The 14,276-nt window shown below is 55.4% G+C and carries 15 protein-coding genes and 2 pseudogenes; 5 read left to right on the top strand and 12 right to left on the bottom strand.

All coding sequences use genetic code 11. The features are described 5' to 3' along the window. Positions 1 to 244 precede the first annotated feature (244 nt). Positions 245 to 1,156: a LysR substrate-binding domain-containing protein gene (locus tag BFW87_RS23655; RefSeq protein ID WP_025857480.1), complete on the bottom strand. Its 912-nt coding sequence runs from the start codon at positions 1,154 to 1,156 to the stop codon at positions 245 to 247. Positions 1,157 to 1,372: 216 nt separating this feature from the next. On the opposite strand from BFW87_RS23655, the gene BFW87_RS23650 reads away from it, so the two are divergent. Together BFW87_RS23650 and BFW87_RS23645 are read left to right on the top strand one after the other, a co-directional pair. Beyond that, positions 1,373 to 2,788 (top strand): purine-cytosine permease family protein, encoded by a 1,416-nt coding sequence (locus BFW87_RS23650; protein ID WP_078742128.1) that lies wholly within the window; start codon positions 1,373 to 1,375, stop codon positions 2,786 to 2,788. A gap of 185 nt (positions 2,789 to 2,973) precedes the next feature. Next, complete coding sequence (locus BFW87_RS23645; RefSeq protein WP_217699425.1) at positions 2,974 to 3,714, top strand: SDR family NAD(P)-dependent oxidoreductase; 741 nt, start codon at positions 2,974 to 2,976, stop codon at positions 3,712 to 3,714. 17 nt (positions 3,715 to 3,731) lie between these two features. Here BFW87_RS23645 and BFW87_RS23640 read toward each other — a convergent pair whose 3' ends face one another. After that, complete coding sequence (locus tag BFW87_RS23640; RefSeq protein WP_078742126.1) at positions 3,732 to 4,313, bottom strand: glutathione S-transferase N-terminal domain-containing protein; 582 nt, start codon at positions 4,311 to 4,313, stop codon at positions 3,732 to 3,734. Positions 4,314 to 4,410: 97 nt separating this feature from the next. On the opposite strand from BFW87_RS23640, the gene BFW87_RS23635 reads away from it, so the two are divergent. Next, entirely contained in the window at positions 4,411 to 4,800 is a 390-nt protein-coding gene (locus BFW87_RS23635) for a winged helix-turn-helix transcriptional regulator (protein ID WP_078742125.1), read from the top strand. A 312-nt stretch (positions 4,801 to 5,112) separates the two neighbouring features. Then, the gene (locus tag BFW87_RS23630; RefSeq protein WP_078742124.1) at positions 5,113 to 5,598 is read left to right on the top strand and encodes a MarR family winged helix-turn-helix transcriptional regulator; all 486 of its coding nucleotides are present in this window, start codon (positions 5,113 to 5,115) and stop codon (positions 5,596 to 5,598) included. On the opposite strand, the gene BFW87_RS23625 is transcribed toward BFW87_RS23630, so the two are convergent. The 10 genes and pseudogenes from BFW87_RS23625 to BFW87_RS23575 form a co-directional block, all read right to left on the bottom strand. Continuing rightward, the gene (locus BFW87_RS23625; protein WP_078742123.1) at positions 5,590 to 6,000 is read right to left on the bottom strand and encodes an ester cyclase; all 411 of its coding nucleotides are present in this window, start codon (positions 5,998 to 6,000) and stop codon (positions 5,590 to 5,592) included. The genes BFW87_RS23630 and BFW87_RS23625 overlap by 9 nt on opposite strands. A 275-nt stretch (positions 6,001 to 6,275) precedes the next feature. Beyond that, positions 6,276 to 6,764, bottom strand: a complete 489-nt coding sequence (locus BFW87_RS23620; RefSeq protein WP_078742122.1) for a hypothetical protein — start codon at positions 6,762 to 6,764, stop codon at positions 6,276 to 6,278. Positions 6,765 to 6,959: 195 nt separating this feature from the next. Continuing rightward, positions 6,960 to 7,277 (bottom strand): hypothetical protein, encoded by a 318-nt coding sequence (locus tag BFW87_RS23615; RefSeq protein ID WP_078742121.1) that lies wholly within the window; start codon positions 7,275 to 7,277, stop codon positions 6,960 to 6,962. Positions 7,278 to 7,481: 204 nt separating this feature from the next. Continuing rightward, complete coding sequence (locus tag BFW87_RS23610) at positions 7,482 to 7,829, bottom strand: barstar family protein (protein ID WP_254865936.1); 348 nt, start codon at positions 7,827 to 7,829, stop codon at positions 7,482 to 7,484. A 270-nt stretch (positions 7,830 to 8,099) separates the two neighbouring features. Then, a pseudogene (locus tag BFW87_RS23605) lies at positions 8,100 to 9,529 on the bottom strand (IS1182 family transposase). 597 nt (positions 9,530 to 10,126) lie between these two features. Then, the gene (locus BFW87_RS23595; RefSeq protein ID WP_078742119.1) at positions 10,127 to 10,738 is read right to left on the bottom strand and encodes a hypothetical protein; all 612 of its coding nucleotides are present in this window, start codon (positions 10,736 to 10,738) and stop codon (positions 10,127 to 10,129) included. A gap of 488 nt (positions 10,739 to 11,226) precedes the next feature. Beyond that, positions 11,227 to 11,520: an antibiotic biosynthesis monooxygenase family protein gene (locus BFW87_RS23590; protein ID WP_078742118.1), complete on the bottom strand. Its 294-nt coding sequence runs from the start codon at positions 11,518 to 11,520 to the stop codon at positions 11,227 to 11,229. A gap of 42 nt (positions 11,521 to 11,562) precedes the next feature. Next, positions 11,563 to 12,537: a zinc-dependent alcohol dehydrogenase family protein gene (locus BFW87_RS23585; protein ID WP_078742117.1), complete on the bottom strand. Its 975-nt coding sequence runs from the start codon at positions 12,535 to 12,537 to the stop codon at positions 11,563 to 11,565. A 62-nt stretch (positions 12,538 to 12,599) separates the two neighbouring features. Continuing rightward, complete coding sequence (locus tag BFW87_RS23580) at positions 12,600 to 12,902, bottom strand: ArsR/SmtB family transcription factor (protein ID WP_078742116.1); 303 nt, start codon at positions 12,900 to 12,902, stop codon at positions 12,600 to 12,602. A gap of 73 nt (positions 12,903 to 12,975) precedes the next feature. After that, positions 12,976 to 13,869, bottom strand: a complete 894-nt coding sequence (locus BFW87_RS23575) for a LysR family transcriptional regulator (protein ID WP_176159812.1) — start codon at positions 13,867 to 13,869, stop codon at positions 12,976 to 12,978. A gap of 94 nt (positions 13,870 to 13,963) precedes the next feature. Here BFW87_RS23575 and BFW87_RS23570 point away from each other — a divergent pair. Then, positions 13,964 to 14,233 (top strand): annotated as a pseudogene (locus BFW87_RS23570) (MFS transporter); the annotation flags it as partial. Between the last annotated feature and the right edge of the window lie 43 nt (positions 14,234 to 14,276).

Here is a 14,276-nt window from a genome sequence, read left to right as displayed (position 1 = left end):
TGTGGGAGCCGGGCTTGCCCGCGATGGCGGTGGGTCAGCCAGCACATAAGCCAGCAGGCCCACCGCCATCGCAGGCAAGCCAGCTCCCACATTTGGCTCTGTATTTAGCCAGAAAGTCTCTCGAGATCATGGAGATCCCTGTGGGAGCCGGGCTTGCCCGCGATGGCGGTGGGTCTGCCGGCACATAAACCAGCAGGCCCACCGCTATCGCAGGCAAGCCAGCTCCCACATTAGGCTCTCGTGTTTAGCCAAGGAGCCTCGCGAGTTCTTCGCGGCAGTAGTCCACAAACAACTGCACCGGTTTGGTCAGCGGCGCCCGCCGCAGCCATACGGCGGAGAGCCCGGAGCCGGTCACGGTCTCTGCCAACGGCACACACACCACCTTCTGCCCATCATAGGTGTACTCGGTAAACGGTTTGGTCACCAAAATCGAAAACCCGAACCCGCGCCCCACCATCCCGCGCACCATTTCGATCGACGGCGAGCTGAACACAATATTCGGCGTCAGCCCGCGCTCTTCAAAGATGCTCACGAAGTACGTCCGACTCGGCAGCACGTCCAGCAAAATCATCGGCTCCAGCACCAGGTCCGCCAGCGACACCTTGGCTTGTTGCGCAAACCGGTGATCCGCCGGTAACAGCGCATAGGGCTGCTGCGGCGGCATCAGCGGCGTGGTTTCGATGGTGCCGCCCAGGTCGTGCTCAAACAGCATCGCCACATCAATACTGCCCGCCGTCAGCGCCTGCACCAGTTCCTGCTGCTCGCCGTCACGGATGCGGATTTCCACCCCTGGCCAACGCGCCTTGAACCCAGCGATCAGACGCGGCAAGTACAACGGCGCCACCGTCTCAAAGCAGCCGATATCGATCTGCCCCGCCACCACATCATTGTCCGCCAGGGCGTTTTGCTCGAACTCGTGGGCCACGCGCAGCAGCTCCAGGGCCTTGCGATAAAACCGCGCGCCGCTCGGCGTGAGTGACACCCCTTGAGCGTGATGACGGATAAACAGCTGCACACCAAAGCTGTCTTCGAGCTGTTTGATCGCGGTTGAGACCGACGGCTGCGCGATATACAGCTTGCGCGAGGCCTCGGCGACGCTGCCGCATTCGGCCGTGGTGACAAAATATCTGAGTTGGCGCAGGTTATAGGCAGCCATCGGGACCTCCAGAAACGTGGGACTTCGCCCGTAACACACGTAGGCAACATACCGGAGCGTGCTCAAGCGCGAGCTATATTTTTTAAGGTCTATAGCAACAAACTTACTAATTTACCTCCCCGCGTCCATTGCAGATGATCACTCCAACAACAAAGCGTCGCCCACGCGCCGCACAGCGAAGTACGTCAACGTACTCACCTTGCCTTGGAGCTCGTCATGGTTACCACTGCAACACCTTCCGCCCCGCTGATTGAAAAACACACGATCGGCTACGTGCCCCCCGAAGACCGCCATGGAAAGGTAAGAGACCTGTTCACCCTGTGGTTCGGCGGCAACATCGCGCCGTTGCCCATCGTGACCGGCGCGCTGGGCGTGCAACTGTTTCACCTGAACCTGCTGTGGGGCATCGTCGCCATCCTCGTCGGCCACCTGGTCGGCGGCGTGCTGATGGCCCTGCACTCGGCACAAGGCCCGCAAATGGGCATCCCGCAAATGATCCAGAGCCGCGCGCAGTTCGGCTCCCTCGGCGCCCTGCTGGTGGTGGTGATCGCCGGCGTGATGTACATCGGCTTCTTTGCCTCCAACATCGTGCTGGCGGGCAAATCCCTGCACGGCGTGGTCGACAGCGTGCCCGTGCCGGTCGGCATCGTCATCGGCGCCATCGGGTCCGGCATCATCGGCATCATCGGCTACCGCTTCATCCACGTGCTCAACCGCATCGGCACCTGGGTGCTCGGCGCCGGCATCGTGCTAGGCTTCGGCTACATCTTCACCCACGTGCAAACCACGGACTTTCTGACCCGAGGCGAATTCAACATCTCCGGCTGGCTGGCGACGGTTTCGCTCGCGGCGCTTTGGCAAATCGCCTTCGCCCCCTACGTGTCCGACTACTCCCGCTACCTGCCCGCCGACGTACCGGTCGCCTCCACCTTCTGGACCACCTACCTCGGCTCGGCACTGGGCTCCAGCCTGGCCTTCATCTTCGGCGCCGTCGCCGTGCTCGCCACCCCGGTCGGCATGGACACCATGGACGCCGTCAAACTCGCCACCGGCTCCATCGGCCCGCTGATGCTCGTGCTGTTCCTGCTCAGCGTCATCAGCCACAACGCCCTCAATCTCTACGGCGCCGTGCTGTCGATCATCACCCTGATCCAGACCTTCGCCTACCGCTGGATCCCCACCGCCAAAAGCCGCGCTGTGATCTCCACCCTCGTGCTCGCCGCCTGCGCCATCGCCGCCGTGTTCGCCTCCAAAGACTTCATCGGCCACTTTGTCGACATGGTGCTGGTGTTGCTGGTGGTCCTGGTGCCGTGGACGGCGATCAACCTGATCGACTTTTATGCGATTCACAAAGGCAAGTACGACATTGCCTCGATCTTCCGCGTGGATGGCGGGATCTACGGCAAGTACAACCCACAGGCCTTGCTGGCGTATGCGATCGGGATCGCGGTGCAGATTCCGTTTATGAACACGCCGCTGTATGTGGGGCCGATTTCCGAACACATTAACGGGGCGGACCTGTCCTGGGTGGTGGGGTTGGTCGTGACGTCGCCGTTGTATTTTTGGTTGGCGAGCCGGGACAGTGCTTATAAACGCAGGATGGAAGGCGGGAAATTGGTGGGTGGGGTTTGAAGTAATTTCCCGTAATAAGTGATGGGTAGAACCATCCATATTCTGGCTTCGCAGCTGGGGTATGGGTGGTTTTTTCTTTTTCGGGTGAAACTACGGGGTTGAGTGCTTTCGGCCAAAAACAGGCCTTCACAACAGTGAGAAAAACCCGTATCAGTTGTTACGCACTTTCACCAAAGGCTCACATGATGACTCAGGCTCCCGTCGCACTGGTTACTGGCTCGACTTCGGGCATCGGCGTGGCCATTGCCCGCCGGCTTGCGAGTGAAGGGTATTCAATCGTATTGCATTCGCGTAGTTCGGCAGAGGCCGGACAGCGACTGGCACTCGAACTCGGGTCGGCGATTTATGTGCAAGCTGATTTGGCTAATGATGAAGACAGAGCACGCCTGATCCGCGAAGCCACAGGGGCCTGGGGGCGATTGGATGTTCTGGTCAATAACGCTGGAATCAGCCGTGTTATTCCTCACGAAGACTTGGCGGATGCGACGCCCGATGTGTGGCATGAACTCTATGAAGTGAACGTCATTGCTCCCTTTCGTTTGATCGCCGAAGCGCAAGCCGCATTGCGCGATTCGGCACGCTCCGGCCGACCCGGCTGCATCGTCAACATCAGCTCACATGCGGGCGTTCGCCCGAAAGGCGCATCGATTCCCTATTCCGCGACGAAAGCGGCCTTGAATCATATGACACGGCTACTCGCCGTTTCACTTGCGCCCGACATCCGAGTCAATGCTGTCGCCCCCGGGCTGGTCGATACGCCGCTTACCGCAGAGTGGACGCAGGCGCAGCAACTGTGGAAAGAGCATTCGCCGATGCGCCGAGCGGCCAGCCCGGAAGACATTGCCCAAGCCGTTGCGATGCTGGTTGCATCGGACTACCTCACCGGTGAAATTCTGCTGTCCGATGGTGGGTTGAATCTTGTGTAGCCAGGATGCCCGCGTGATCAGAGCCCTTCTGCAACCAGCGCCTTGGCAACGGACGGTATCTGCTTCATGCGCGTCAGGTAGCCATCCAGCCGCGCAGGCACAGCGACACCCATCCTCGCGGCCCAGCACAGCATGATGAACAGGTAGCAGTCGGCAATGGTCATCTGCGCACCAACCAAAAACTCGCGCTCACCCAATTGCTCGCTCAGCGTTCCAAAGCGCATCAGCAGCGTCTGCGCGGCCTGCGCCTTCTCCTGCTCGGAACCGCCACGGAAAAGAGGGATGAAGTTGCGATGAATTTCCGTGCTCATGAACGCCGTCGCTTCCAGTGCACGCCAACGGGCCAGGCCTTCTTTGGCCAGAAGCTGGCCCGACTGCTCTGCAATGAATACGAGGATCGCCAAACCTTCGGTCAGCACAGTGCCATCGTCCAGTTCAAGCGCCGGCGTATAGCCCTTGCCATTGATGAGGTTGAAGTCTTGGCCGTCTTCGGTGCGCCGCTCGCGGCCGACCTTGACCAGCTGATGCGGCAAGCCTCCCTCAATCAGAGCGATGTGGCAGGCCTGGCTGCACCCGCCGGGAAAGTAATAAAGAATCATCAAAATACCCCCTAAGTTCAGTCACCTATGTGGACCAACACTCAGTGTGCGACTATCGGGTTTTCGATGAAAACGCATATTTTTAAGGCCAAGTCAGATGAATGTGACCACCCTGCCTGCAACACCCAGTTGCCGCAACGTCAGCGAAGTGCTCAACCGCGTCGGCGACAAATGGAGCGTGCAAGTGATCGTCGCGCTACTCGACCAACCCCACCGCTTCAACGACCTGCGCCGCCAAGTCAGCGGCATCTCGCAGCAGAAGCTCACCCGCACACTCAAAGTGCTCGAACGCGACGGCCTGGTCGAACGCACGGTGCGCGCCACCTCACCGCCTCAAGTTGATTACACGCTGACGCCGTTTGGACATTCGCTCGCGCAACCGGTACGGGGTTTGGCCGAGTGGGCCGTGGCGAATATGCACACGCTTTACGACAATCGCGCTCGTTATGATGCGCACAGTGGGGAACGGGGAAGTTTGGATTCTTGAAAGGGAGATGCGAGGGATTGATCGACCAGACTTAGCTGGGTGTCTGGGGTCCCCTGAAGATATCGCAAGTGTCGTTGCGCATTTGACAGGTCTTCGCCTTTCTGGAGACTCGGCCGGGCGATACCCGGAGCCGTTGTCAGACTGCTACCCGCCTTGGGCCATTTTCCACCGTTTGAAGATCCTGAGGGTTTCAACACTATTCTGCGCGAATCTATGCAGAGCTTCGTCGTTGGCGATGGAAAGCTCCCAGCCAGAAGCGGTCATTCGAACTCATGTATGCTTGTCCTGCTCAACCACACCTGAGAAAGCCCATTGCCCTCCTCTTCAGAATCTCCCAATCATCACGCTGCTTCTTTTGAAGAGGCAGCTGAACAGTTAGCCGAAGATCTGCGAAGAGTAGTCGGCAATCTTGTCCGGGAAGTGCGCAGTGGGTCGGACACGCCGTCCTCGGCACAATCTGAAACGCTGGGTCTGCTTGACCGTCATGGCCCCGCGAGCATCAGCGCACTTGCTGCACATCGTCACGTCAAGCATCAAAGCATGCGACTGGTTATCGCCCAGTTGGAGCAGCAGCAGCGGGTTACACGACGTCCTGATCCGAGCGATGCACGAAAGCAGCTCTTCGAGCTGACGCCCCCTGGTCGAGCTGCGCTTGAACACAGTCGCCTTCAGCGCAGTGACTGGTTGGCACGCCAGCTTAAGGAAAAAACCACCGCATCACAGCTGCAAACACTCGAAGCTGCGGTCAGAATCCTGGAGCAATTGATTGCCGCCGCCCCAAGCGGTCAATCAACTTGAGCGCAAAGCCGCCAGCACACTCGGTAACGAATTGACCCCCCAGTGCTCGACATATTGGCCGTCGCGGATGCGCACGATGTCGATGACATCAATGGACACTGCACGTCCCGTTGCCTGTATACCGGCAATCACCCCGGAGTGGCGGCCGGTAATGCGCTTTCGGGTCGTCACCTTGTCGTCTTCAGCAACCTGATCGAGCACCTCGACGTGGAGGTCGGACAAGCCTGGATGCAGAACATTGTGAAAGGTATGCCATAGCCCTTCCCGACCGCCGTCTTGCCCCGCCGCCGCTGAATGGTTTATGAAATCTTGCGCAACGAGCATTTCAAATTCGTCGCGGTTGCAGTTCTCAATCACCTTCTGATTGAAACGACGGACGATAGCTTTGTTCACTGCTGACATAAATCCACCTGATGCTTGGATGCGTAGAACCCCAAATATATACAGTCAAACTGTACATATCCAGAGCATCAGTGAGCGCTGTCCGATGACATCCGCAGTGCATTGATCTAGTGCTGCCAGTCACAGACTGTCTGCTTTGGGTCGGTGTCAGCCGGTCGCGACGGGCAGAAATCGGCCAGAAGCAGCCACTCGGCTGGATCCTTTCGTTTGATTATCGGATGGAGTTTATCCCGTCCCCGGCGAGCGAAGCGAACGCTTGAACCGTAGATTTGGCTCTAGGAGTACACGGTGCCGGGTGGCATTTTTATGCCGCACAGTGCGCGGTAGCAAACACCATTTCCATATACCAAGCATTTATCCTGGGCTTGAGCTTTAAGTATTAACGCTCGCAACCTTTGGACAATCCGAACGGCTCGACGTCTGAATAACAGCGGTTTGATTGGCCGCTTTTCTTGCCTTGGGTGTTGGATTTCCCCGAGATACTCCTGCCAACTTGTTGGTTGCTGATAGAGCTGTGTTTCGAGATCGTTCAAAATTGCCAATGCGTCAGCTAGATCGTCAGTTCTCAAGCGGAACATTACATTCATTGATGTAATGCTTATCCGTGCATCTCTTTGTGCATATCGTTCAAAAGCAGGTGCTATAAGGGAAAAATATCCAAACGCATGAAAGCAGTCAGATCTGAAAACAATTCGGTCTTCTGGGCCTAGCGGCCATAAACGCTCTGTTTTTTTCGAGGTATATAAGCCGATAATATGATGCATGGTGACTGTACCTGACTACTGACATGCTTATGGGTGAAGACTGGCTCACACTCCTGCGAGGACGCAGCGTAGCAGGTTCATGCCATCCATTGGCCACTGCTTCTGGCCGGTAGCGGCCTGTAGCGAAGGTGGGATACCGATCTATAGCTGCATCCCTTCGTTATCAGAATTAGGTCGAAGGCTCACACCGACAAGCTAGAGTTTTTCGTACACCACCTCGAATTCTTCACCCAATTCCTGTTGGATGGATTTCAGTAATTTGGCGGCAGCCGCCTCAAATCTTGCGTAATCGTCTGCATTCCAAGAGCCGGGATCAGGTGGGTAATCCCAGTTCAGCGAGGTGTCATGCCACTGTGAAAGCTCGTTAAGCATTGCTTGGACTTCGTCACTGAGTGGTAGCTTCTCTTCAATAGGCCCTACAGAAAATTTATCCCGGGCAATATTGTTTCCACACCAAAGGCAACCGCCGCCCCATTCGAACATTAAGCGAACACGATAGCGTTCTGCCCTCATCATTGGGCTCCGATTTTTTTGTGGGTACATGGCGTACACATTAGGTTGGCAAAGATATCCAGGCTAGGCCAGCGACTGTTATGACAGGCAGCTTTGGGTCTTTTTCTGCCGGTCGTGACCCGCTGAAAATGGCCAATACTAGCCTGTCCTGACGGTCAATTTTCGCCCGATCGCAATCGTTGATCGATTGACGTGAGCGAGCATTTAAACATTGAAAGCAAGTGCCAGGAGTGGCGTGCCGCCAGCAACCACGATTCGCCAGTTCACAAAAGCTGCACATTCCACAAGCGCTTCAAATTGGTCAGGACAGCGGCGCTTGAAGCTCTGGGCATTGTCGATGACTAATGAAAGCGTTTGTCCGCTTTGAACGTGGATAGACGACATTTCTGCGCTGGGGTCATCGAGGTATGAAAGACAATCAACCCAGGCATCCATATTGCGACCGTAAAAGCCAGGGAAGCCGAATTTTTCTGCGAAAACACTGTGGAATGTTTGCCAGTCAGAAATCAGGTTTGCATCCACTTGCACCATCGTCAGATCAACCTTCGCCACTTTGGAAAAACCATGTATGGCGGTCTCGCAAGATGAAGTCAATTGCTGGATGCATATTTGCGCAATCCAGGCCTCAATCCGCTACAAACGACATTGCAGTGGCCGCTTTTGGCCCCGAGGGTGTGTAAACGCGCTGATGCACTGTCGGCGCGCAGCTCTGACGGCTGTTAGCTGAGTAATTGCTCACAACAAGTTCTGCGGATCATCACGAGGGCCTGGGAGCCCCAAGCACCACGTCTACCTTGCTGGGTGGCCAAAATACAGACCTCTTCAGGCCGACAGCGCCTGCATGAAACCGCTGGTACCGAGAATTTTAATGACTCGTTTCAAGTTGTAGGCGAGGACGTTCAAGCTCATCTCCGCACTTACTCCGTTCAGCTTTCGTGTCAGGACATGTGTGGCGCCCATCCATTGTTTGAGTGTCCCGAAGGGATGCTCGACCGTACGTTTGCGGACTCGCATCATCTCCGGCGCGTTGCTCAGCTTGTTCTGCATTTCCTCCAGTACGGCTTCATGCTCCCAGCGTCGAACCCGCCGTTCCGTACTCGGTGTGCACTGCGGTTTCATTGCGCAGCCTCTACATTTCGAACTCCAGTAACGGTGTAGCGTCAGGCCTTTTTCAACGGTGGTATAGCGCCAGATCAGTGCTTCTCCAGCCGGGCAAATGTATTCGTTTTTTACCGCGTCATAGATGAAGGCATCTTTATTGAAACGCCCGTCCGCTCTGGCCCCAGAGGTCATCGGCCTGGGCACATAGACAGTGATGCCTGCATCGTGACAAGCCAGGATCTCTTCGCTTTTGAAGTAACCTCGATCAGCCACTACCGACAACGTTTCTGACGCCATAGCCTCGTGGGCCTACTTGGCCATTGAGCTGAGTTGATCGCGGTCGGAACCGACGTTAGTCACCTCATGGGCAACGATTAAATGGTGCTGGGTATCCACCGCTGTCTGCACGTTGTAACCGACGATTCCTGTGCCGCGCGTCATCATGGAACGGGCGTCTGGATCGGTCAGTGAGACCTGTTTATCATGTGATTCGTTGAGCTGAGTTTCAATGACCTAAAACTCTTTCATCTGAGCTTTGAGCTTGTCGATTTTCTCTTGCAGACGAGAAGCCTTGGGCTGAGCAACCGAGGGTTCTTGGCGATCGGTTTCGTCGAGCGCAGTCAGGTACCGATTGATACTCGATTCAATTTCTTCCATCCGCCGTTCAGCTTGGCGCTGGTGAAATTGCGGTCGCGGTTATTGACGACCTTGAATTTACTGCCGTCGATGGCGACCAGATTTTCTCCAAACAATCCCAACTGCTGACACAGCATAACGAACTGGCGACAGACACCTCGTATGGCCTTGCTGCTTTCTTTTCGGAAGTTGGCAATGGTCTTGAAGTCCGGAATCAAACGCCCGGTCAGCCACATCAATTCGACGTTACGCTGGGCTTCTCGCTCCAGGCGCCGGCTCGACTGAATTCGGTTGAGATAGCCGTAGATGTAGATCTTCAGCAGGATCGCAGGGTGATAACCAGGTCGGCCTGTATCAGCAGGAATAGCGCTATCAAACCCCAAATTGACTAAGTGGAGTTCGTCGACAAAGATGTCGACTACGCTCACCGGATTGGTATCACTGACGTAGTCGTCAAGGCTTTCGGGAAGCAAAGCGCTTTGTCCGCGATGGTCACCTTGGATGAAACGTTTCATAGGCAATTCTGCGTTATCACTTTGGGCAATCGTAACAACGTCGGACGGCTCTTGATGTACTCTGATACAAGAAAGAAATGTTAGTAAATTTGGAGTTTAAGGACTTGCCCATGGATGTGATTTCAGCGCACCTATTTTCTACAAATCACCGTACTCAAATTGAAGCAAGCGATCACTGTGGCTGTTTTTACTGCTTAGGTGTGTTTTCGCCCTCAGAAATCACTGAGTGGGTTGATCTAGATCGCACCGCTCTGTGTCCGAAGTGCGGGATCGACTCGGTCATCGGTTCAGCATCCAGTCTGCCGATCACCACTGAATTTCTTTCGAAAATGCACGCACACTGGTTCTAGAAGATCCCGTCATTCGACGGCATCCCTTCGGTTTGAGATCTACAGACTAGCTTTACCTCAGTGCGCACGTTCTTGGTAAGTATTTACACACTCTGGGCCAATAGCGGTCATCGAGTGCCTACAAGACCAGTGGCAATTCATTCTAACGTTTGGTTAAGGGGTGGGCTTTAGCCCATAAGGGGCTGCTGCACGCAGTCCCAGAGAGCGAAACGAACGATTTGAACGCTTGTTAGGCATTAACCATGGGTTAGCCGCTTTTAGCGACAATTTTCAGTTCACCACCAAAATCGCGGTCTGGTGGCAGACCTTGTGCGACATGTACTCCAAGGACTTTTCCTCGGATATAAATGCTTGAACCCTGGACTAGGGTTAGATCCCCTCCGTCACTGTTCTTAAGGACTTTTCCATCGACGAAAAGTTTTACCAAACAATCAGTCTCTGGAGATGCTGGGTCTTTTGAGTAATTGAAGGAAAAAACCGCCTCGGTTTCTGTTTTAAAACTAGCTAGCGTAGCCATTTCGCCCTCTTGGGCTGGCACAACCCATTGAACAGAAACTTGGGAAAGTTGTGGCTCTTGAATTACCTCCCATGAGCCAACAAAAAATGTTCCATCGTTCACTTGCTCGATGGAAATATCTTTTGCCTCCACCAAAATGTAACCTTCTTCTGCAACCGGAAAATATAGCACTTGGCCGTCAGCAATGATCCTGAACTTTGATGGCTTTGCGTTTGTTGAACTATCGGAGATAGTTCCTATTTTGAATATTTTCGGCGAAGCAAGAGGTACGGCCGTGATTTGAGATTTCTTGTGCTTAGCGGTGGTTTTCCATCCACCCTTGTAAAAATGTGGTGTTTCCATGAAATATTCTCCGTAGTTAGCTAAGCGCCTAACTATTAGATAGAAACCGAATGGTGTGATAACTCTTTGCGTTTTGGTAGATAAGATCCCGGGGCGAGCCTGAGCCGCCAATATAAAGAGCTGTGTTTAGGACGAAGTTGGGGTTATAAGGAGTTATGCACCATGACGACAATTCCTTTTATGTGTGGGTTTTGGCTAGCATTGACCTTAGCTGAGCGCAGAGATAAGGCAAGCGGGAGAACCTGCGTGCTCCAAGCGCCCATATTGAAATGGCCGCTGACTGCTTCTGGCCGATTTCCGCCCTCCGTACAGGGCATCTTCGGGTCGACAGCTACCAGCCACGACTAGCCGATTGCTGCCTCTCACGAAGGGCAGAAATCGGCCAGAAGCAGTCATTCAAAAACAAAAATGTGGCGAACCAAACAAGAACTCGCCCTCGAATAAATTTTTCATCTCACACAGAACGCTTTGACTGAAAATCGAACCACTTAAAAAGCGCCCCCTTCAATATGGTAGACCTTCGGTTCTTCCGAAAAGTATTCCTCCAGGCCCATCATGAACATCTGATGGTCGTCACTCGTTTCGAAGCCCGGCGTGTGATCCTCAAGTGAAGCCCAGCGCACTATGAGGTTGAATTGCTCGGGGGTTTCGATCCCTTGCGCGAGCAAATGGCCGCCGTACCCCTTTGCGCGGGTGAGCAAAGGCACGACCTCGGCGAAGGCACTTCTGAATTGTTCAATGCGCTCTTTATGCACGGGGAGCAGAGCAATCTCGTAAATCATGGCGTTTCCTCTGATATGACTTAAACGGCTGAAAGTACGCATTTACGAAATGAGCGATGGCTCAACTGCAATCGCGATTTTTCCTTGGAGGCCATTGTTGGGACTCTCCAACCGGGCATGGGCTAGCCCAATGTCGGCAAGTGAATAGATCGCGCCCACATGTGGCCGCAACTGACCGCGCGCGATCAGCGTGCTCAACTCATCGAGTTTTCCACGGTTTTGTCGTGTAAATACAAAGTGATAACTGGCGTTCTTGCCCCAGGCCTGAACCAGGTTTTGCGGCTTTGCTATGTCCACAATCGAGACCACGCGGCCCAGTTCAGCGAGCACATCGGGGCTGCGCGACAATGTGTCGCCGCCGATGGTGTCAAACACCACATCAACGCCCTGGCCGCCGGTTTCCCGCAGGATGGCGTCGACGTAATCCTCCTTTCCATAGTCAATGACCACATCGGCACCCATGCTGCGCGCGAACTCAAAGTTTGCTTCGCGCACGGTCGTGAAGACTCGCGCTCCAATAGCTTTTGCCACCTGGATCGCTACATGACCTACGCCTCCCGCGCCGCCGTGTATCAGAATGCTCTCCCCCACCCTGAGTGCTGCTCGCACGGTCAGGGCTTCCCACACAGTCCCGCCAACCAAAGCAAGACTTGCCGCTTCAAGATGGCTCAGTGATGGCGGCTTATGCCCGATGATGCTTTCGACCGCGACGTGATACTCGGCATAACTTCCTGGGCCGCCGAAGATTTGCGCGGTGTACCAGACTTCGTCTCCTGGAGCGAAAGCCTCCACACCCGGGCCGACTGCTTCGACGACGCCGGATACGTCGTGTCCGGTAATAGTCGGCAGAGGCACCAAGTCGGAATAGTCGCCACGTCGAACCTGGAAATCCAAGGGGTTGATGGAGGTGGCATGTACCCGCACCAGCACCTCTCCAACACCCGGAATTGGCTTGGGCACGTCGTCGAGTTCGAACGATTCCGGTCCACCAAATGATTTAAGTGTCATCGCTTTCATTATCAAATCCTCGCATCGACAAAAAGGGATATCGAGATATATCGATATTTATAATTAAAAAATTACAGATCTGTCCCTATGATCTCGGCCAGGGCACTAATGGTTGCTTCATTGCGCTTGTAGTAAGTCCACTGACCGATGCGCCTGACCTCGACCAAGCCCACTCGTTGCAGAGTTGCCAGATAACCAGACACCGTAGACTGCGACAGCCCTATACCTTCCTGGATACTGCTGACACACACACCAACCGTGAGAACGTCACCTTCATCCTGCGCAGGGAAGTTCTTTGCGGGGTCCTTCAAGCCTTTCAAGATTTGAAGGCGTACAGGATTTGAGAGTGCTTTGAATATTTCGAGTAGGTTCATGAGTGGATAATATCGAGATTCCTCGATATATCAATGCATTTGCCAGCCTGAAAGCATCCACCCACTCCCCCACCTACATCCGATGATGCTCCAACAAAAAATCCACAAACAACCGCACCCGCGCCGGCATCGTCGGGCCACCCACAAACACCACATGAATCGGTTCCCGGTCTCCAGGGTTCCAGGCTTGCAACAGCGGTATCAGATCGCCCCGCCGCAAGTCCTCGCTGACGGTGAACTCGCCGATACGCGCAATGCCGGCGCCCAATCGCGCCAGCTGTGCCAACGCTTCCCCACTGCTGCATTCGATGTTGCCGCTGACCTTGAGGGAAAATTCTTCACCGTCGCGCGCAAACGGCCAGTTGGGTTCGGCGCGCCGGAAGTTGAAGCGAAGGCAGTTGTGCCGCAGCAGGTCTTCCGGTTCCTGCGGGGTGCCGTGGCGCTGCAGGTACTCGGGCGATGCCACCACCACCTGGCCGGTGTCGCCGATTCTGCGCTCGGTCAGCGGGCTGTCGGGCAGGTAGCCGAAACGTAGCGCCACGTCGGCCTGGCCGCTGAGGATGTCGACCACTTCGTCGCCCAGGGTGAGGTCGACGACGATGTTCGGGTAGCGCTCGCTGAAGGCCGCCACCAACGGAACGATGAACATACGCCCATGGCCAAGGGCGGCGCTGACGCGCAATCGCCCCCGGGGTACGCCTTGGTCGGCGATGGCTTCTTCGACTTCATCCATGTCGGCCAAAATGCGCCGCGCGCCGCGCAAAAACGCTTCGCCCTCGGCGGTGAAGGTGATCGCCCGCGTGGTGCGCAACAACAGCCGGGTGCCTAGGCGCTGTTCGGCACGCGCGATGATTCGACTGACCGCCGAGGGCGTGAGCCCCAATGCACGCGCGGCCGCCGACAGACTGCCTTCCTGCGCCACGGTGGCGAACACAAACATTTCACCTGATCGACCGTTGAAGTCCACTTGTGCCTCTTACGCAAAGGTGATTGCCAAAAATGCTATCTACCGCCCTAAAACGCTTGATCGTAGCATTGGCGGCATAGATAAGGAGCCTTTCATGCGTATCAATCCACCCCTTGTTGCACTCGCCATAGGTGCCTTTGGTATCGGCGTTACCGAGTTCGCCCCCATGGGCATGTTGCCGAGCATTGCTGCGGACCTCGGCGTTTCGATTCCCGCTGCGGGCTTGCTGGTAAGCGCCTACGCCCTCGGCGTACTGCTTGGCGCGCCACTGATGACCCTGACCACCGGCAAAATTCCCCGGCGCTATCTGCTGATAGGCCTCATGGCGATTTTCACCCTGGGCAACCTCATGTCCGCCCTGGCGATCATGATGCTGTAATAGTCGGTCGCCAGGGCGGACATGAGGT

The organism is Pseudomonas fluorescens (genome assembly GCF_002022275.1).
Taxonomy (GTDB): Bacteria; Pseudomonadota; Gammaproteobacteria; order Pseudomonadales; family Pseudomonadaceae; genus Aquipseudomonas; species Aquipseudomonas fluorescens_AJ.
Note: the sequence above shows the minus strand (reverse complement) of the source record. Positions and strands in the feature narration are given on the sequence as shown.